20 protein-coding genes are annotated in these 19,397 nt (G+C 52.7%); 5 read left to right on the forward strand and 15 right to left on the reverse strand.

The genetic code is table 11. From position 1 onward, the window contains the following. Positions 1-192: 192 nt before the first annotated feature. The 4 genes from macA to Q320_RS0115635 all read left to right on the forward strand — a co-directional run bounded on the left by macA (position 193) and on the right by Q320_RS0115635 (position 5,178). Positions 193-1,341: a macrolide transporter subunit MacA gene (gene macA, locus Q320_RS20225; protein WP_035854005.1), complete on the forward strand. Its 1,149-nt coding sequence runs from the start codon at positions 193-195 to the stop codon at positions 1,339-1,341. Beyond that, positions 1,341-3,290, forward strand: coding sequence for a MacB family efflux pump subunit (locus Q320_RS0115625; RefSeq protein ID WP_027469767.1), 1,950 nt, complete (start codon positions 1,341-1,343; stop codon positions 3,288-3,290). The genes macA and Q320_RS0115625 overlap by 1 nt, the downstream gene beginning before the upstream one ends. Further along, a complete protein-coding gene (locus Q320_RS20230) occupies positions 3,287-4,675 on the forward strand; it encodes a TolC family protein (RefSeq protein ID WP_051534820.1) in 1,389 nt (462 codons plus the stop codon). The genes Q320_RS0115625 and Q320_RS20230 overlap by 4 nt, the downstream gene beginning before the upstream one ends. A gap of 212 nt (positions 4,676-4,887) precedes the next feature. Further along, complete coding sequence (locus Q320_RS0115635; protein WP_156939090.1) at positions 4,888-5,178, forward strand: hypothetical protein; 291 nt, start codon at positions 4,888-4,890, stop codon at positions 5,176-5,178. 71 nt (positions 5,179-5,249) lie between these two features. On the opposite strand, the gene nhaC is transcribed toward Q320_RS0115635, so the two are convergent. From nhaC to Q320_RS20240, 5 genes are all read right to left on the reverse strand, one after another. Next, positions 5,250-6,695: a Na+/H+ antiporter NhaC gene (gene nhaC / locus Q320_RS0115640; protein ID WP_027469769.1), complete on the reverse strand. Its 1,446-nt coding sequence runs from the start codon at positions 6,693-6,695 to the stop codon at positions 5,250-5,252. 291 nt (positions 6,696-6,986) lie between these two features. Then, positions 6,987-7,139, reverse strand: coding sequence for a hypothetical protein (locus Q320_RS21670; RefSeq protein WP_156939091.1), 153 nt, complete (start codon positions 7,137-7,139; stop codon positions 6,987-6,989). A gap of 19 nt (positions 7,140-7,158) precedes the next feature. Continuing rightward, entirely contained in the window at positions 7,159-8,001 is an 843-nt protein-coding gene (locus Q320_RS0115650) for a hypothetical protein (RefSeq protein ID WP_027469770.1), read from the reverse strand. After that, positions 7,988-8,875 carry an ABC transporter ATP-binding protein gene (locus Q320_RS20235; RefSeq protein ID WP_051534821.1) on the reverse strand — a complete coding sequence of 296 codons (888 nt, stop codon included), beginning with the start codon at positions 8,873-8,875 and terminating at the stop codon, positions 7,988-7,990. Before Q320_RS20235 ends, Q320_RS0115650 begins: the two co-directional genes overlap by 14 nt. After that, positions 8,872-9,243 carry a GntR family transcriptional regulator gene (locus tag Q320_RS20240; protein WP_051534822.1) on the reverse strand — a complete coding sequence of 124 codons (372 nt, stop codon included), beginning with the start codon at positions 9,241-9,243 and terminating at the stop codon, positions 8,872-8,874. Before Q320_RS20240 ends, Q320_RS20235 begins: the two co-directional genes overlap by 4 nt. Before the next feature lie 393 nt (positions 9,244-9,636). On the opposite strand from Q320_RS20240, the gene Q320_RS0115665 reads away from it, so the two are divergent. Next, positions 9,637-10,008 carry a hypothetical protein gene (locus tag Q320_RS0115665; RefSeq protein WP_027469771.1) on the forward strand — a complete coding sequence of 124 codons (372 nt, stop codon included), beginning with the start codon at positions 9,637-9,639 and terminating at the stop codon, positions 10,006-10,008. Positions 10,009-10,204: 196 nt separating this feature from the next. Here the strand turns inward: Q320_RS0115665 and Q320_RS0115670 are convergent, their stop codons facing one another. The 10 genes from Q320_RS0115670 to ccmB all read right to left on the reverse strand — a co-directional run bounded on the left by Q320_RS0115670 (position 10,205) and on the right by ccmB (position 19,297). Beyond that, positions 10,205-11,467, reverse strand: a complete 1,263-nt coding sequence (locus Q320_RS0115670) for a sensor histidine kinase (protein WP_027469772.1) — start codon at positions 11,465-11,467, stop codon at positions 10,205-10,207. Further along, positions 11,464-12,162 carry a response regulator transcription factor gene (locus Q320_RS0115675; RefSeq protein WP_035854007.1) on the reverse strand — a complete coding sequence of 233 codons (699 nt, stop codon included), beginning with the start codon at positions 12,160-12,162 and terminating at the stop codon, positions 11,464-11,466. The genes Q320_RS0115670 and Q320_RS0115675 overlap by 4 nt, the downstream gene beginning before the upstream one ends. 167 nt (positions 12,163-12,329) lie before the next feature. Beyond that, positions 12,330-13,199, reverse strand: coding sequence for a c-type cytochrome biogenesis protein CcmI (gene ccmI / locus Q320_RS0115680; RefSeq protein ID WP_027469774.1), 870 nt, complete (start codon positions 13,197-13,199; stop codon positions 12,330-12,332). After that, a complete protein-coding gene (locus Q320_RS21880) occupies positions 13,196-13,621 on the reverse strand; it encodes a cytochrome c-type biogenesis protein (protein WP_211251245.1) in 426 nt (141 codons plus the stop codon). The genes ccmI and Q320_RS21880 overlap by 4 nt, the downstream gene beginning before the upstream one ends. A 329-nt stretch (positions 13,622-13,950) precedes the next feature. Then, entirely contained in the window at positions 13,951-14,466 is a 516-nt protein-coding gene (locus Q320_RS0115690) for a DsbE family thiol:disulfide interchange protein (protein ID WP_027469775.1), read from the reverse strand. Next, on the reverse strand, positions 14,463-16,454 hold the full coding sequence (locus tag Q320_RS0115695; RefSeq protein WP_027469776.1) for a heme lyase CcmF/NrfE family subunit: 1,992 nt from the start codon (positions 16,452-16,454) through the stop codon (positions 14,463-14,465). The genes Q320_RS0115690 and Q320_RS0115695 overlap by 4 nt, the downstream gene beginning before the upstream one ends. Before the next feature lie 217 nt (positions 16,455-16,671). Next, entirely contained in the window at positions 16,672-17,118 is a 447-nt protein-coding gene (ccmE, locus tag Q320_RS0115700) for a cytochrome c maturation protein CcmE (RefSeq protein ID WP_027469777.1), read from the reverse strand. Between the two features lie 177 nt (positions 17,119-17,295). Further along, positions 17,296-17,475 (reverse strand): heme exporter protein CcmD, encoded by a 180-nt coding sequence (gene ccmD / locus Q320_RS0115705; RefSeq protein WP_027469778.1) that lies wholly within the window; start codon positions 17,473-17,475, stop codon positions 17,296-17,298. Continuing rightward, a complete protein-coding gene (gene ccmC, locus Q320_RS0115710) occupies positions 17,475-18,242 on the reverse strand; it encodes a heme ABC transporter permease CcmC (protein WP_035854010.1) in 768 nt (255 codons plus the stop codon). Before ccmC ends, ccmD begins: the two co-directional genes overlap by 1 nt. A 380-nt stretch (positions 18,243-18,622) precedes the next feature. Further along, positions 18,623-19,297 (reverse strand): heme exporter protein CcmB, encoded by a 675-nt coding sequence (gene ccmB, locus Q320_RS0115715; protein WP_027469780.1) that lies wholly within the window; start codon positions 19,295-19,297, stop codon positions 18,623-18,625. Between the last annotated feature and the right edge of the window lie 100 nt (positions 19,298-19,397).

Below are 19,397 nucleotides of genomic sequence, written 5' to 3' on the forward strand. Positions count from 1 at the left end.
ATTAAGTCAATTTAATGACAAGTCGATGACAGTGGTAGTGGATTAAATAATGCTTTTGTATTGCCATCTAGACCTTATAAATATTGGTCTGCATCTATATACATATAGGTAGTTACTTTATTACGTAGTCATCATCATGCTCGTCGCGTAATCTGGCGAGTTGGCGGTATTTTTATTTTGGAGCTGTTCTGAATGTTGCGGTCCATTTTTAGATCTCGTATTGCACTGTGCTTGCTGCTGATCGTCATTGCTGGCGGTGGCTATTATTTCTTTGGGCGCGAGAAAGTCGATCCAACGAGCCAAGTGATTAGCAGCCCTGTGAAGCGCGGCGATGTTGAAGTAACGGTGCTGGCGACGGGTAAAGTTGAAGCGGCGAAAACTGTGGATGTCGGTGCGCAGGCTTCGGGGCAGATTCAGCGTTTGCTGGTCAAACTCGGTGATCGCGTTAAAAAAGGCGATTTACTCGCCGAGATTGATCCTAGCGTGTCGCAAAATGATTTTGACGAAGCGCAAATGTCGATTGAAGGCTTAGAAGCGCAAAGAACGATCAAACAACTGGCGCTCGACGACGCGCAAAAAGAACTGGCGCGGCAAAAAACGATGATGGAAGGCGATGCAACACCGCGCAAAGAGCTGGAATCAGCCGCCAACGCGGTCAAAATGCGCGAAGCCGAAATCAAGCAACTCGCGGCGCAATTGCGCCAAGCCCAAATTAAATTGGCGACCGCGAAAACCAATTTGGGCTTTACGCGAATTCTCGCGCCTATGGATGGCATAGTTGCGTCGATTGCGGTCAAAGAAGGCCAAACGGTGAACGCAATCCAGTCTGCGCCAACGATTTTGACTTTGGCCGATATGGATACGATGAAAATTCAGGCGCAAGTGGCCGAGGCCGATGTGGTGCGGCTGAAAGTCGGTACACCGCTGTATTTCTCGGTACTGGGTGCGCCAGAAACGCGAATTAACGCGGTGGTTGCTGGCGTTGAGCCGACGCCGCAAGTGATTAATAATGCGATTTTTTACAACGCGCATTTTTTCGTTCCGAACTTGAAAGGCTTGCTGCGCCTGCAAATGACGGCGCAAGTGACGTTTATTTTGGCCGAGGCACGTAATGTGCTGACGATTCCGGTCGGCGCGATTAATAGTAAAAATCAAGTCAAAGTGATTGATGCTAAGGGGCAAATTAGCGAGCGCAAAGTGGAGTTGGGCTTGCGCGGCAATATTGTTGCTGAAGTGAAATCAGGCCTCAAAGAAGGTGAAAAAGTCGTGATCGGCAGCGCGATGAATAGTGGCGCTGACGGCGGCGAAGCGAAGACGAGCAAACGACCAGGGCCACGCTAATGGCGACGCCAGTGATTGAGCTACGCGGTATTGGCCGCACATTTGCGGCGGGCGATCAGCAAATCCGCATTCTGGACGACGTTAATATCGTCATCGAAGCGGGGGAAATGATCGCGATCATCGGGCAATCGGGATCGGGTAAATCGACGCTAATGAATTTGCTCGGTGGTTTGGATAGCCCGACTGAGGGCTCGTATCGCTTTAATGGCCGTGAAGTCGGCGAGCTGAATGCCGACGAGTTGGCGGCATTACGCCGCGACCATTTTGGCTTTATTTTCCAGCGCTATCATTTACTGGGCGCATTAAGCGCGACTGAAAACGTCGCGATGCCGGCGATTTATGCTGGAACGCCCGTCGCCGAGCGACAAAAACGCGCTGCGATGTTGCTGAGCCGTTTGGGCTTGGCCGAGCGTTTGAATTATCGCCCACGCCAATTGTCTGGCGGCCAGCAGCAGCGCGTCTCGATTGCGCGCGCTTTGATGAATGGCGGTGAAGTCATTCTGGCCGACGAGCCAACTGGTGCACTGGATTCGCATAGCGGCGCGGATGTATTGCAGATTTTGAAAGAGCTGCATGAGCAAGGCCATACCGTCATTCTAGTGACGCACGACGCCCACGTTGCGGCGCAAGCGGATCGGATTATCGAAATTCGCGATGGAAAGATTGTGTCAGATGCGCCTAATCCGACACGCGACGATGTCAAACTCCCCGCTGATACGCCCGCACCACTGCCGCAAGCCACCACACCGCAAGCGTTGATGGGGCGCTGGCGTGAGGCGTTTGCGATGGCATTTCGTGCGCTATTGGCAAACCGAATGCGTAGCTTGCTGACGATGCTGGGGATTATTATTGGTATCGCGTCGGTGGTGTCTATTGTTGCTCTGGGCGAGGGCATGGAGCAATCCGTGCTGAAAAATTTCGCGAGTTTAGGTGCGAGTAATTTAGATATTTTGCCCGGTTCAGGCTTGGGCGACGATAAAGCGATGAGCGTGCAATCGCTGCGCGAAACAGATTTGGCGCTGCTGGCCACCGAGCCCTATGTGCTGGCGGTGACGCCGATCACTTCGCAGGGTATGCGCACGCGATACAAGAGTAATGACGCCGCCACGGTCATACAGGGGGTATCGCCGGCGTATTTCACGGTGCGAGATCAGGCGATGCAGTTTGGCGTCGCGTTTTCTGACGACGATGTACGGCGGCAATCGCAAGTGGCGGTGATTGGCGAAGACACACGCAAAGCGTTGTTTGGCGACGAAACGGGGATTGGTGAAGTGATTTTGCTCGGCAACATGCCGGTGCAAGTGATCGGCGTGGCCGAGAAAAAATCCAGCGGTTTTGGCGGCGATAGTTTGGAAGTGTGGGTGCCTTACACGACGGCGGGCAGTCGGATGTTTGGGCAGCAGCACTTTAGCCGGATTACGGTGCAGATTAAGCCAGGGGTGTCGCTCGACGCCGCCGAGCAAGCGCTGCTGGCGCGAATGGAACAATGGCACGGCAAGAAAGATATTTACACGCGCAATATGCAAGATTTTGTGAAATCGTTTCAAAGCACGGCCACGAGCATCAAGCTATTTTTGCTGCTCATTGGCGTGATTTCGCTGCTGGTGGGCGGCATTGGCGTGATGAATATTATGTTGGTGTCGGTCACCGAGCGCACGCATGAAATCGGCATTCGCATGGCCGTCGGCGCGCGGCAATCGGATATTCGGATTCAATTTTTGATCGAATCGATTGTGGTGTGTTTGCTCGGTGGCGCGATTGGCATTGCGCTGTCGGCTTTACTGGGACTGGCGATCAATCAATTAATCAAAGATTTTCAGATGATTTTCTCGATGGGATCGATCATCACGGCGGTCATGTGCGCAACGGTGGTCGGCGTTGTCTTTGGATTTTTACCGGCGCGCCGTGCAGCACAGCTCGCGCCGATTGAGGCGCTGGCTCGCGAATGATGACTCAAAATATGACTCAATTTTTATTTCGTCTCTCCCCGCTTTGTGTTGCGCTGCTGACCGCCTGCGCGTCGCCGCAATGGCAAGCGCCGCCCGTTGATTTACCGCAGCAATGGCAAGCGACTGCCGCGAACGCAGCGACTGCCGCGAAATCGGATCAGGCGTTTTGGCTAGGTTTTGCCGATGAGCAATTACTAGCTTTGCAAAAGACGGCAAGTGAACGCAATGCGGATATTGCCGTGGCGGCAATTCGCTTGCGCAAAGCGGGTTTTGTGGTGACGCAGCGCGGGCTAGATCGCACACCGAATGTATCGGCCAACGCCAATGGCAGCGCGGCGTGGGAGCTAGATCCTAGCCGCTATCGTGGCGACAATTATGGCGCGAATGTGGGCGTGTCTTGGGAAATCGATTTGTGGGGCAAGCTCGCCGATCAGCAGCAGGCCGCACGTTGGCGCGAACGCGCCAGCGCGGCGGATTTGGCGGCGATGCAGCAAAGCATTATGACCAGTGTTGCCAGTACGTATTGGACGATTGCGCGTGAGCAAGATGGTTTAAAACTCGCGCAAAATGAATTGCAACGCGCTAAAGACACGCAGACCATCGTCGAGCGCCGCTATAGCGCGGGCGTGGTGTCGGGTTTGGATTTAACGCAAGCGCGCAGCAGCACTTTGCAGCAAGAAAATCAACTCAGCCAAGCGCAACTCACGTTGGCGAAAAGCCAGTGGCAATTGGGTTTATTACTCGATCAGCCACCGCAATCTACGCTCGGCGCTGCGGCGGTGTTGCCGAGTTTGTACCCAGAAATTCCGGCAGGTGTACCGGCCGATATATTGAATCGTCGCCCCGATTTGGCGGCGGCAACGGCTAAGCTGCAAGCGAGCTTTACCGATCAGCAAGTGGTGCGTAAAAACTGGTATCCGACTTTGTCGCTCACAGGCGGTTTGGGAACGAGCAGCCAAGATTTGATTAATTTGTTGAGTAATCCAGTCGCGACCTTGGGCGCGGGCTTAAGTTTGCCGTTTATTCAATTTAATGAAATGGAATTAGCCAACAAAACCAGCGCCGCCGATTACGAGCAAGCGGTGATTGAATACCGACAAAAGCTCTACGTTTCATTGCAAGAAGTCGAAACCGCGCTGGCGAATGTTGCGCACTTAAAAGCCGAGTTGCCACGCATGCAGGCTTTGGCTGATGAAACGAAAAAGGCGGAGCAGCAAACTCAGTTGCGCTATCAAGCGGGCTCAATGGCGTTTGATTCGGTGCTCAACGCGCGAACTCGCCGCCAAGCGGCTGACCATGCGCTATTACTCCACCGCTATCAGCTGGCAGTGGCGAGTGTTGAGGTTTACAAAGTTTTGGGTGGTGCGCCGCTGGTGTTGAGATAGGTAGGTATTTAATTCTTAGTCTTATTATTTAAGGCTTAAATTAATATACCCATCAAATCTACTGAAAATGACAACTAGTGAAAAAGCACTGGATATCTTCGCGGGTAAATCCTCTTCTACGAATGACAAAACGATTTGGTCGAATTGTCATTAAAAAAATGCTACAGCCTGCTAGAGTTGTATTTTTACTTTCTAGCGTACAAAGGATGTGCATGATGTTGAAGAAAAAATTACTACTGACCTTCGTATTGAGTTTTGGCTTATCTGCGGCGGCTGTGGCTCAGGTGAATTGTTCTGATGTGAAGAATAAAAATCAGGATGAGTGCGTTCGTGCGAAGGTGAATAACAACAACGGAAATATCAATTGCAGCGATGTAAAAAACAAGAACAGGGACGAATGCGTCCGGGCAAAGGCGAATAACAACGGCAATATGAATAATGTCGATTGTAAAAATGCGAATGACGCGGATGTTCGCCAAGCTTGTCGCAAAGCGAAATATTAACGATCAAGCAATCAATTTGGCGTCGCACGGGGTAGAGGATAAGTCTACCGTCTACCCCATCGCGTCGATCTTTAGGCGGGGTTCGCCGTGCTAAGGCGTTTCATCCGTATCCCCGCATACGCAACCGCCACCGTCAGTAGCGGGCTGATAAAGCAGAAGAAAGCAAATGGCGCATAGCTCCATGTCGCCACGCCCAAAGTGGCGGCCATGTAGGCGCCGCAGCTATTCCAAGGGATTAGTGCCGAGGTTGGCGTTGCCGTGTCGCCTACAGCACGGGACAGCACTACAGGCGCAAGGCCACGTTTGGCAAAAGCGCTTTTGAACATGCGGCCGGGCAGTACAATCGCAATGTATTGGTCGGCAGTAATTACGTTAGTCGCAAAAATTGATCCCGCCAGCGAAGCAACCAATGCACCGTCGGACTTGGCTTTTTCGATAATCGGCGTGATTAAACGATCCAGCACCCCCGCTTTTTCTACAACGCCACCAAATGCCAGCGCCGTGACAATCAACCAGATGGTGTTCAGCATGCTATCCATCCCGCCGCGTGTCGCGAGCAAATCCATAGGCTCAAAGCCGCTGGTTGAGGTGTAGCCGCTGGCTAATGCTAGCCAAACGCCTTTAAATAGCGCCAGTGCGGTGGGTAAATTGCCCGCATCAGCAAAGGTAATCACACGTTCGGGCGCGACAAAAACGGCGAGTATCCCGCCTGCAAGTGCGCCAAGAAATATCGCTGTAAATGCAGGGACGCGAAACAGCGCGAGCACAATCACAACAAGCAGCGGTAAAAACAGCACTGGCGTAATGTGAAAGGCATTACTGATGGCGGTCATTTTTTCGGTGGCATCAAAGTCTCCGGGCCGACCCAATAAGAAAAACACGCCCAGCGTTAAAGACAGTGCGACGATTGAAGTGAGAAACGTCTCGCGGATATGTTCATACAAAGGCACGTTAGCCGCCGCCGCCGAGAGATTGGCTGAATCGGAAAGCGGTGACGATTTATCGCCAAAATAAGCGCCCGAAATTACTGCACCTGCAGCAATCGCTGGGTTAAGTCCCATGCTGATCGCAATCCCCATAAAGCCCACGCCTATCGTGCCAACGACCGTCCACGAGCTACCAATACTAAGTGACACAATGGCCGTGATCGCACAGGCGGTCACAAAGAAATAATTGGGGCTCAAGAGCTGCAAGCCGTAATACACCATTGCGACCAAAGTACCGCTCAACGCCCAAGTGCCAATCAAAGCACCGACGGCAAATAGGATAAAAATGGCACCGATACCGGTCGCCACGCTTTCGGTCGCCGCTTTGCCGAGCGAATCGAGCGAGTGGCCATGGCGTTGGCCGATAAACACCGCAATCATCGTTGCGACGACCAAGGCCACCTGATTGGGCCCCGATGCACCTGCATCACCAAAAAGAAAATAAGATAAACCAACCAATAAAATCAGCGCGGCAACAGGAATAACAGCCTCGGTCAGCGTGAGCGGCTGGGGGGAATCTGGGTGGTTCATGATGGGCTCTCTTTGGTATCAGGCTTGAGGTAAGGTATCGACTGCCAATTCACAGCTTACAGTGTGCTGCAGTGATTGCTAACGGTGAAGTAAATTGTAGCTTAGATTTTACGGCAGACTAGTGCTGAATTTGTATGGCAGTTGCGCGGTTGGTGTTGGCAACTTAAGCGAGTGCTACTGGAGAGCGCATAATAAAAAACCGCAATGAGTGGCTTTACTCATTGCGGTTTTTATGGGTATACATTCCTAGCCTTTGTTTATTAATGACTAGATTAATATACCTATTGTTTTTTACTGGTTTCTTGAGCCGCTACTAAAGTGCCATTCAAACTGGCCATTTGGTTTCATCATTGAGCCGATTGGATCTTGGTGAAAGTGAAATACCACGATCGCACCCAGTAAGAGTACGGCGGCAGTCGCTGCGGGGATAAGCCATTTGCGCATTATAAAATCCTCGAATCAATTAAGCGGTCACACCGCGTTGGCGTTGCCAAACGAGTGCGGCAAATAAAACCGCAGTCCAGACTAGCGCTTGCAGGAAATGGCCGTTGGCGACGTAGAGCACCAAGTTGCTCAGCTCTTGCCCTGAAAATGCCAAGTGCTCAAAGCTTGCACCATTAAACGGGAAAATCAGCTGTTTGATCGCGCTGAAGCTCAGGCCAATTTGATCGCCAATCGGTTCGTGGCCGATGACATTGCTCATCACATTATCGAGCATGAAAACGCCAACAATTACGAGCAACATGCCCCAACGACGTATAAAACTATTGCCCAGAGTTAAAAGCATCACGAGTGGCAAAAACCAAACCAAGCCCAATAACGCACCCAATACCACGCGGTTAAAAACCAGAATCAAATCGCGTGCTGCGGCAAAGTGAAAGTCATATAACCATAGCGGCGCAGAGAGCAGTAAACCCATCGCAAATGCGAGGGTGATTGCCATTAATGGCAATACGAGGGCGTTCATTAGCAAGGGCGCGGCAACGGCTTTGACATCGCTAATCGGTAAGGAGCGCCAAAACGCTAATGATTTATCGTCTTGATCTCGGTAAGGCAGACCGGGGATATTAATCAGCACGCCGACCAAAGTGACGATGCCGATTAAGGACGATTGGCCGATTAAGCCCAAGCTCGCCATATTGAGTAAGGGTGTACCGCCATGGCTAAATCCAGGTGGAAACCCCGCTTTCAAAACGAATAAATAAAATAATGCCCAGCCAATGAGTGGCGTGAATAGCGCGATGCTGAGCCACGAACGATGTTGTTGTAGCCATTCGCGTTGCAGTAAAGATTTAAACTGTTGCATGAGCGATCTCCTGCGCGGTGTGTGGTGTAGCTTGGGCGAGGGCGACGAAGAGATCGGCGAGTTCAACGCGGAAGGTTTGGCCAAGCTCGGTAATGTTGGCGGGCGCATTGCCGGCGAAAATCGCGCATTCGCCGCCCATTTGCCGGAAACGATGCAGCGGGGCTGCGGCTTCGATCTGTGCCGCCGCTTCAAGGCCGTAACGTACGCCGATAAAGCGCTCTTCTAGATTGCTGATGCTGTCGTGCAAAACTAATTCGCCGTGATTAATCATCATCACGTCCGACAGTAGATTTTCAATTTCATCGACCTGATGCGTCGCAATCAACACCGTGCGCTCATCCGTGCACCAATCGTTGACCAACATATCGTAAAACGCTTTGCGCGCCGGAATATCTAAACCCAGCGTAGGTTCGTCTAAAATCATCAACTTGGCGTCAATGGCGCTGATAATCGCCAAATGGAGCTGAACAATCATGCCGCGCGACAATTGTTTGACCTTGGCATCGAGCGGAATAATCGTACGGGCGAGCTTTTGCTGCGCCAGTTCGAGTTTAAATTTCGGATGTAGGCCGACCATCAATTTCAACAAATCGGCAACGACAATCCACGGCGGCAAAATGGCCACGTCGGGGATGTAGCACACGTGTTCTAGCATCGCTTCGCGCTGGGTTTTCGGGTCAAAGCCTAAAATATCGATGCGACCACGGAAAGGAATCAGCCCCATCATCGCCTGCATCAGCGACGTTTTCCCCGCACCATTGCTGCCCAGCAAGCCAATAATTCGTCCCGCAGGCAATTCAAAGCTGATGTTTTTAACGGCAGTTTTTGTGCCGTATTGAATGCTTAAATCACTGACACTCACTAAATGGCTCATAAGGAATCCTTTGTTGTGTTCAAATCGGGCCAAGTTAAATCGGCGGCGTTAATGCCTAGGCGCTTAAGTTTTGCTACGAGTAGCGGCCATTCACTTTGCAAAAATCGCTCGCGTTCTGATGCGCGCAGTCGCTCGCTCGCTTGCGGCAAAACAAACATGCCCAAGCCGCGACGGCTTTCTAATAGCCCTGCATCGACCATCGCCTGCAAAGCGCGGTTGACGGTTAGAGGATTGAGCCCGAATTCAGCAGCGAGCACGCGAACGGAAGGCATAGACGCGCCTTCGGGTGGTTGCCCATCGAGTAAGTTTTGGCTCAAGCGATCTGCCAGCTGCAGATAGATTGGCGATTGATTGTTCCAGTCGGCCATAGTCTGTGCTTGTGTGTTGGTTATGTAGCACACTATATCTTTGGCTTTCGAGATTGGCAAGCGGTGATTATGGGGATTATTTGTAGTGGGGAATTTCTGGTGCGGGATGGTAAAGCATTATGGCATTACTGGTTTGGGTCGGGTGCTGTAGGGTTTGCTTGTTTGGGTATATTGTGAAAAGCTTTATTTAATGAGGCTTTGAGGTTGATACATCTAATACTTAGGTTTGCCTTGCGGTAAATATGAAGCCATTTCGCCCAGCTGTTCACCTGCGACGCGTGTTCATTGATTTGGGCGTGATACGATGTGGTCGGCTGTTATCGGCCAACAGCGGAAGTAATCCATTGGGAGCGTGCCTCTCGTTTCCTACTTATTGTTAGGGCAAATACCTTCATGGATGCAATTGAAAAAATCCAAGAGTTAGCCAGAGATGCTGATATTGCAATCACAGAAAGTGCAAATGTTGCAACCGCTATCCCATTCTGCATTGAAGCTCTCACAATTATTAATGGGCACCCACATTTACGTACTCAATTCGTGGGTGCACTAACGCAAATTAATTACCCAGAGTTTCCTAGTATATGTATACACGCATTACGCTGGCCAGAATTAAAGGTTGCTTTTGAAGAAAAATACAGCAAGGCTGTCTCGATGAATGACTGGCGAGGAGAGTCCGCCATTCGACCTATTCTTGAGGCTTTTGACGACGATTGGTCAGATGCAAAAGATTTTTATTGTGAGCTTTTTAGTAAAACAACGCTCTAGCGTTTGAGTAAACGGCACTTAGATAAATATGGGCTCTACTATCTGCCGCCTTAGGAGTCGAATCATGAGTGTCAGCAGTGGGTCGAGAGCCGCCTGTTGAATTCACAGTATCAATACTGAATATATCCTGGGCTTACTGAAGTAAAAAACGCGCTGCTGAGCAATTCATCGCGGCGGCGTATGCTTGATTGAGCCGCTATTCCGCCTGAAACCCAATCACCACGCTACTGCTTTGGCCGACTTCGCTGTGGATATGGTAGCGCCAGCCCATGCGATTGCAGATTGCGGCGACAATCGCCAAGCCGAGGCCGTGGCCTCCGGTGACGTCGCTGGCGCGGCGAAATGGCTCGAACACATGCGGCAGCGCGGCGGGATCAATGCCGCAGCCGGTGTCGCTCAGTGTTAATTCCCCTTGTGTGTACGTCGCGGTGACGCTGCCTTGCTCGGTATAGCGCCACGCGTTGCTAAGTAAATTATCCAATAGTAGCGCGAGCAATTCGGCGTCGGCTTCCACTATGACGTCGGTGGCGACTTCATTGCGCCAGTACAGCGCGCGTTTGGTTTCGGGTAGGCGCTGCTCGGCGGCGTTGAGCGCTGCAGCGAGTGACAAGGTCGCAGTCTGCCCCAGCGCCACGCCGCGTGCCAGTAGCAATAGGCCGCGTAATTTGCCTTCGATTTCATCGACCGAGCTGATGATTTTATCGATGCGGCCATGCATTGGCGGTGGGCTAGTATCGAGGATGGTGTCGAATAGTAGCTCGGCGCTGGTGCGGATTCGCGTGAGTGGGGTGCGGATTTCATGGCTGAGGTGCGCGGTAAATTGGCGTTCCCGCGTGAGGAGCTGAGTTTGCGCGTCGCGTGATTGCGCGATGCATTGCGCCAGAATCGCGACTTCTTCATCCATCGCATCGCTCAATTCGGTGGGTGTATTGTTTTGCACCGATTGCGTCAGCCGTGCCAACTGCGCCAGCAAAGTATTGGCGAGGTAATGGCCGCAAATCCACGCCAGCGCAATCACGCCCAGCGCGGTCATCAAGAGCCAGAGGTGCAAATTGCTCAAGCGCCGCTCGTGTTCTTCGGTGTTGTACAGCACGTACCAGCGCTCGCCATTTTTTTCGCGCACGCCGACATGAAACTCCAAATCGTCTTGGTACCACTCGGCATTCCCAATCGGAAACGACAGCAGCTCAGGCGGCAATTGCGCCGGTGTTTGCCCCAGCGGCGCGTGAAATAATTGCAAATGCTTAGGCAGGAGTAACTGCTTGGCGAAGGGGCTAGGCGCGGTCGCAGATTGAGCAATGATGCCATCGAGCGCGGTATTGACGACTTCGTTGATTAAATCTTCTTCGCGCTCTTCGGCCGCCATCGATAGCGCAAGCGCAAACACGATAATTGCTGCGCTAGTGAGCGCGCTCATTGCCCAAGCGAGGCGTTTTTGTAGGCTGAGTTTTCGCTTCATTGTGGGCTTGGTTCAGAGAGGGCGAGCAATTTATAGCCACGGCCATGCACGGTTTGCAGCGGGCAACGGCCGTCAAGCAGAGTCAGCGCGCGGCGTAATTGCGATAAATGATGGCGCAGCGTGTCGCTGGTTTCTTGGGCTTCGCCCCAAACCGCGATTTCCAAGCTTTCGCGCGTGACGAGTTGCCCGCTTTGCGCCAATAGCGCCGCCAGCAATTGCAGCGTTTTCGGTGGTAATTTTAAAGCTTGGCCTTGCCAATGCGCTTCGCCCGAGCGCGGATCGTAGCTCAGCTCGCCGCAACGCAAAATCGTTTCTAGCACTTGGCCTTGGCTGCGTTTGAGCAGCGCTTGAATGCGTAATTCTAATTCTTTGAGCGCAAATGGTTTGACCAAATAATCATCCGCGCCAGCGCCAAAACCGGCGACTTTGTCATCCAAAGTATCCCGGGCGGTGAGCAGTAAAATTGGCGTGTTGAGCTTGAGTTGCGTGCGGGTGCGTTGTGCCACTTCAAGGCCAGAAATGCCCGGCAGGCCAATATCAAATACCAACACATCGAATGCATGTTGCTCCAGCAAATGCAGCGCCACCGCGCCATTGAGCGCCGCATCGACCTGATAATCGCGCGCGCTCAAATAGTCATACACATTCGCCGCGATGTCGGCATCGTCTTCCAGCAGCAAAATTCGGGCGGACATGGGCAAGCCTCAAACAAGTTAGCGGCCAATTATGCCGCTTTGTATGGTGAAGAACTAGTTTTGTGCCGTGGCTGTCTGAGGGTTGTGATTAGTGTGAGTTGCTTTGTTGTCATAGGTATTGCTGTCTAGCTATTATTTTTCAAAGTATAGATGGCAATACCTACGATTTATTTCTTCTCTGGTGCTGAGGCTTTTCGCTCGTTTTTCTCGCTTAAGAGACGGATTTCTTCTTTCAGCCATAGTTCATCTTCTGAGCCGGGTTCGAGCAGGCTGAGTAGCTGATTCCACCATTTGGTCGCCCCAGCAATGTCACCGCGCTCGACGGCGGCGCTGCCGGCGAGCATTAGCGCGTCGGGCTCGGATGGATTGATCGCAAGTGATTTGACCAGTAGTTCAGTCGGCCAGCCTTTGAAGCTGGTATTTTCAATCGCCAATACACCAGCAAAACGCGCTAATTCACCTGCGTCTTTTTGCAATTCGGGCCACGCTTTTTCATAGGCTTTAATCGCTTCGGCGTAGCGAGCTTGTGCGCGATAGCTGCGTGCCAGCATCAGCCAGCCTTTCGTATCGTTCGGTTCTAGCGCCATGCGTGCTTCGAGTTTTTTGACCATGCCAGCAATTTCATTTGGGCCAATATCGGGGCGTTGATGCGTGCTCGGATCGAGCGCGGTCGGCGTACCGAGTTTGAAATACAAGCCGCCAGCGGCCAGCGGAATCAAGACCAATAAACTAATCGCCAGCTTGTGCATCGGCAGATCGACGTGCCGCGCATTGAGCGAGTCGGCGCTGCCGATTTCGCCAATCAGGCGCGCTTCGGCTTCTTGGCGCGCGATGTGATGGTCGGCCGTGCTTAGACGGCCATCGCGTAAATCGTCATCCAGTTCGGTCAAAATCCGTTCGTGCAGCGCATAGCGGGCGCGGCGAATATCACCGGCCGGCGAGCGAGAGCGCATGAGCGGCCACACCAACATCAGCAGCGTGACGACGATCATGATCGCGCAAAATAAAGTAAATAAGCCGAAGTTAGACGTACTCATTTGAGTTTTCCTTCAAATTCATCATGCAGCGCTTTTAACGCTGCGGGGTCGGCTGCGATTGGCTGCGCTGCGCGGCGGCGGATACGGCGTAGCAAAAATCCCAGCCCAAGAATCAATAAGCTCGGCGGCAGCAGCCACAGCAACAGCGTACGCGCTTTGAACGGCGGGCGATAAGTAACAAAATCGCCGTAGCGCTCAGTGAGGTAGCTGATGATTTGCGGATTCGTATTGCCAGCGGCAATCCGTGCCCGTACTTCGCGGCGCAAATCCTCAGCCAACGGCGCGTGCGAGCTGGCGAGGCTTTCGTTCTGGCAAACCAGACAACGCAGCTCGGTTGAAAGCTCAATTAAACGCGCTTCGGCGGCTGGATTACTCGCGGCGGGCGCAGCAGTTTTGGCTTGAATTGGAGCAGCTAAAATCAACAACAGAATCAGAACACGAAAGGCACGAAAAAAATGCAAAAAGCTAACTTTGCTCGCGTTAATGAGTTTTGTGGGAGCGTGCTCGAAATAACTTCCCGAAATACCACTCTCAATAAAATCGTCATCCCCGAGTGCTTTTATCGGGGATCCAGCCGCGCAGCTGGATTCCCGCCACAGGCACGCGGGAATGACGATGCTTTGTAGTGAGAAGTTAATCTGATCCACATTTTTAATGAATTTCGTGGTTTTTTTCGGCCTTTTTTCGCACCCCAAGGGTATTTCCTGCGGGGCATGTCTTTCGTGGACAACTGGGTTTGGTGTGAATTTCATCACTGTGCCTTTTGTAGCTCGGGCAGGATTTTGTTTTTGAACACCTCGGGCGTGATCGGGCCGATGTGTTTATAGGCAATGCGGCCCGCTTTATCGATGACAAAGGTTTCCGGCACGCCGTACACGCCATAATCAATACCAACACGGCCATCGCGGTCGGCGACGACCACCGCATACGGATTACCACGCGTTTGCAGCCAAGCTTTTGCATCAGCGTCTTGGTCTTTGTACGCGAGGCCGACCAGCGTCACCTTGTACGATTGAGCAATATCATTCAGCACCGGATGCTCTTGAATACATGCGCCACACCACGACGCCCAGACGTTAAGCAAATAGGCTTGGCCTTTGAGTTCCGACGGTGAAAACTGCCCTGGCGCATCGAGTCGATCAAGCTTAAACGCAGGCGCAGGCTTGCCTATCATCACCGACGGAATTTCACGCGGATTGAGCGTCAGCCCCACCGCCAGCAAAATCACCAGTGCCGCAAAAATTAATAATGGCGCGTAGCGTTTCATGCTGTTGTTCCTGATGCAGTTTCAGCGGATTTTCCAAAGCGTTTCTGCCGATATCGGCGATCAGACAGTGCAATCGCGCCGCCTAGCGCCATCAATAAGCAGCCATACCAAATCCAGCCCACCAGCGGTTTGTAATGCACGCGCACCAGCCAGTCGCCGGTGAATGGATCACTACCGATGGGTTCCCCGAGTGCGACGTAAATATCTTTGAGCGGCGTATGGTGAATCGCCGCTTCGGTCATCGGCATTTGGCTAGAGAAATACTGGCGTTTTTCTGGATGCATCACGCTAATGGCGCGGCCATTTTGGCTGAGTGCGAGATGCCCGACCAAACTGGCGTAATTGCTGGCGCGTTCGGGTTTTACCGCATCAAAGCGCAGCGTATAGCCCGCAACTTGATGCGTATCGCCAAACGCCATGCGTAAATCAGCCTCACTTTCGTAGCTCGACACCACCGTTACGCCAGCAACAAATACGGCAATGCCAATGTGCGCGATATGCATGCCAGAAAACGCCGCTGGAACTTTGCGCAATGCTTGCCACCATGAGGGGCTGGTTTTGCGATAGCTCAGCAGGCGAGTGCTCCAATCGCGAACCGCCATCAGCGTGATCCACAGCGCCGCAGCGAGTGCGAGCGCCACGCCCCAGCGCCACTCGCCCCAAGATAATGGCAATAATGCGCCGCCGACCAATGCCAAAATCATCGGCACTTTGCTCGCCAACCAGATGCCGTGGCCGTCTTGATGCTTCCAGCGTATCGTGCCGCTCAGCCCCATCAGCAATAACGCGGGCATCATCAATGGGATAAATACGCTATTAAAGTAGGGCGGCCCGACCGACAATTTGCCTTGGCCGAGTGCGTCGATTAGTAGCGGATACAGCGTGCCGATAAACACCGTCGCACAGGCGACGACCAGCAAGACATTATTCGCCAGCAGTAGTGATTCACGCGAACACCAATTAAACGCACCTCCGCCCTCCAACATCGGTGCGCGCCACGCGTACAGCGCTAGCGACGTACCAATCACCAAGCAAAGGAAAATCAAAATAAACGTCCCACGCGCTGGATCCGTCGCAAACGCATGCACTGAGGTCAATACGCCTGAGCGCACGAGGAAAGTCCCGAGCAGCGAGAGGGAAAATGTCGCAATCGCCAGCAAAACCGTCCAATGCTTAAACGCATTGCGTTTTTCGGCCACCGCCAGCGAATGAATTAGCGCAGTACCCGCCAGCCACGGCATAAAGGATGCGTTTTCGACCGGATCCCAAAACCACCAGCCGCCCCAGCCCAGCTCGTAATACGCCCAAGCGCTGCCGAGCATAATCCCTAGCGTTAAGCACACCCACGCGGCGGTCGTCCAAGGTCGGCTCCAGCGCGCCCAAGTCGCATCCAGCCGCCCTGAAATCAGCGCGGCGACGGCAAACGCAAACGCGACTGAAAATCCGACATAACCCATATACAGTAGCGGCGGGTGGAAAATCAGCCCCAAATCTTGCAGCAAAGGATTTAAATCTGCGCCATCGCTGGCGGCTGGTAATTGCCGAGTAAAGGGGCTGGACGTTAGCAAAATAAACAAATACAAGCCGCTACCCACAAAGCCCAACACGCCGCCGACCAAAGACTGTACCGACAGCGGCAAATTGCGGCCAAACACAGCTACCGCCGCGCCCCAGCCAGCCAGCATCAACACCCACAGCAATAGCGAGCCTTCATGCCCGCCCCAAACGGCAGCGAATTTATAAAATATCGGCAGCAAGCTATTGGATTGCCGCACCACATAGCGAATCGAAAAATCGTCCTGCAAAAACGCCGTCGCCAACAGGCCAAACGCAGTGGCGGTGAGGAGCAGTTGCAACACGGCTGCGGGGCGCGCGACGCGCATTAGCGGCAGATTATTGTGAATTCCACCCCAAATCCCAAAGCCCGCCTGAATCAGCGCGACCAACAGCGCCAAAATCAGCGCAAAAGTACCGAGTTCACCGATCATTGTGTTTCCTATACAAAATCTGAATCGTGGGATCGCTAAATCGTAGGATCACGAAAGGCACGAAAGAAAAAGCGAAATACACGAAAAAAAGCGAAAAAAGACCGAACAGTGCAATCTAGTAGGTCGGCCTTTAGGCCGATGATTCAGTTGCGTAGTTGGATTTCCTCCGCGCTGTTTTCGAATTTTTTTTTGCCTTTTTTTTCGTGCCTTTCGTGATCTAAGGTTTTGCCTTTTCCGCTGCTTTTTGATGTGCTTTATTCACTGCGTCTTGCGCTTCGGGTGGCATATAGTTTTCATCATGTTTGGCGAGTACTTCGCTGGCGGTAAACACGCCGTTTTCCCAGCGGCCTTCGGCGACCACGCCTTTTCCTTCTTTAAACAAATCCGGCAAGATGCCGCGATATTGTACGGGGATGACTTTGTCGGTGTCGGTGACGTCAAAGCGAATTGTGACGCCATCGGCGGCGCGTTGTAGGCTTTTATCGACCACCATGCCGCCAATGCGGAAAGCCCGACCTTGCGGCGCTTCACCAGCGGCGATTTGCGTTGGGGTGTAAAAAAACACCAAATTTTGCCGAAACGCGTTGACGACAAAAAAAGTCACCAAAGCCAGCGCGATCAATGCGCCAATAATCCAGGCTGCGCGTTTGCGTCTGGGGGTCATATTGCTCCTTAAATCCATCAATTCGTCATTCCGGCGAAGGCCGGAATCCAGCTGCAAGGCTGGTTTTACCTTCGCTCTGGATACCGGCCTATGCCGGTATGACGATTTAAATGAATGTTTTATTGGTGTCCGATAGTTGTGCTATCACGAGGTGCAGAACTGAAAACCATTAGATGCTTATCCATCTTGGCTTTCAGCCAAAGCCATACGGCGTAATTGCTTTAATACATTTTTTCTATGCTGCTTTATTAATACCCACTCTAGGCATAGCCCCGCAGCGCAGATCCAAAAAGAGCCCCAGACATATACGCCATAGCCACCCATGGCGAAAAATTCATTCCACGATTGCCAAGCCATTATGCTTTTCCTCCTGCAATCAATTCCTGCACCCAGCGGGTACGGCCCTCGCGCAGCAAAATCAGCGTGCGAACGCGGGATAGCGCAGTCGCGATGCTGTACATCCACGCCGCCAGCGACATCAACAGCATCGCAATCAACATCGTCGCGACCATGGTGCTGCCTTTTTCCATCGAAATCGACGCGCCTTGATGCAGCGTATTCCACCATTTCACCGAGAAATAAATCACCGGCACATTAAACACACCCACAATCGCCAACACCGAACCCGCTTTGTCGGCACGATCGGGCTCGTCGATGCTGCGCGTTAGCGCGATAAAGCCCAGATAGAGGAAAAACAGCAGCAACATCGACGTCAGCCGCGCATCCCACACCCACCAAGTGCCCCACATCGGCTTGCCCCACAGCGCGCCAGTGAACAGCGATAAAAACGCCATCAGCGCACCCGTCGGCGCGAGCGCTTGCGCCATCATTGCGGATAGCCGAGTGCGCCACACCAAATGCATAATCGACCAAAACGCCATGACGATATAAATGAACATCGCCATCCAGCTGGTTGGCACATGCAGGAAAATAATCCGATAGCCTTCGCCTTGCTGCGCGTCGGCGGGGGCAATCGCAAAGCCTAGCCATAGACCCACAATCGCCAGCAGCGCTGCGAGCACGGCAAAAATCGGCACTAGTTTGCCCGCCAGTGGGTAAAACTGGAGGGGTGAAGCGAAGTGAAAAATGTTTAGCCAGCGTGGGCCGTCATGGTTCAGTTTCATCGTTATTCCGAAAGTAAAAACAGTCGCTTCGGGTGGCTATACCCATTGAAAATATGTGAATCCGTGCGCTGCCGTGGTGTTGTAGGGTGGGTTAGGCCACCGCATTGCATTTACAAACCGCCGATGCTCATTGGCCGCGTACCCACCATGGCAATGCCAAAATGAGCACATGGCGTTCTTATTCATAGCGTAATGGTGGGTTACGGCCGCATAGCCCTTGCTCCATAAATTTACATTACTGGCGGCCTAACCCACCCTACAAAACCACAGGTATTTCCTTGTAGGCATTTAAAATCAATGGCTATATGGCAATACATGTTAAAAATTAGTATTAGATCGGATAAGCTGTTGATCTTATCCGGCGGATGTTTAAAATCCCACTATTCCACCGCCAGCCTTACCGCCATCGCCGCCAACCACGGCGCTAAAAATAGCGTTCCGCACAGTATCGCCGCTAGTAATGACAGCTCGGCATAACCCGTTAATCCACTACTGACCGCCGCCACCGCGCCGCTGCCGAAAATGAGCACGGGTGCGTATAGCGGTAAAGCGAGCAAGGCCAGCAGCATTTCGCCTTGGCGCACGCCCAAGGTCAGCGCTGCACCGATGCTGCCCAGCGCGCTCAGTGTTGGTGTGCCGATGAGCAGCGTCGCCATCAGCATCCATAAAGCGTCGGCTTCCAGCCCATATTGAATGCCGAGTAGCGGCGCGATCAGCGTCAGCGGCAAGCCGGTGGTGAGCCAGTGGGCGACGAGTTTTCCGGCGACCATGACGCTGGCTGGTGCTGGCGCGAGTAGCAATTGTTCGAGTGTGCCGTCTTGCCAATCGGCGTGAAAGAGCCGTGGCAATGCGAGTAAATTCGCCAAAATCGCCGCGACCCACAACACGCCGGGGCCGATGCGCGCCAAGAGTTGCGGCTCCGGGCCGACGGCGAGCGGGAATAGGCTGGCGACCAGCACAAAAAACACCAAGCCGACCAGCAAATCACCACGCTGTTGCCACGCGAGCAGTAGGTCGCGCTGAATGACGGAAAGAAAAAAACGGCTCGCGTTCATTTAAAATCCACGAACGTCAAAAGCGAGAGTCCACGAAAGGCACGAAAAACACGAAAAATAAACCCACTAAAAAAGATGCTTGGGGTGCGATAAATAGTTG

Origin of the sequence: Deefgea rivuli DSM 18356 (genome assembly GCF_000620145.1) — a bacterium.
Lineage (GTDB): Bacteria > Pseudomonadota > Gammaproteobacteria > Burkholderiales > Chitinibacteraceae > Deefgea > Deefgea rivuli.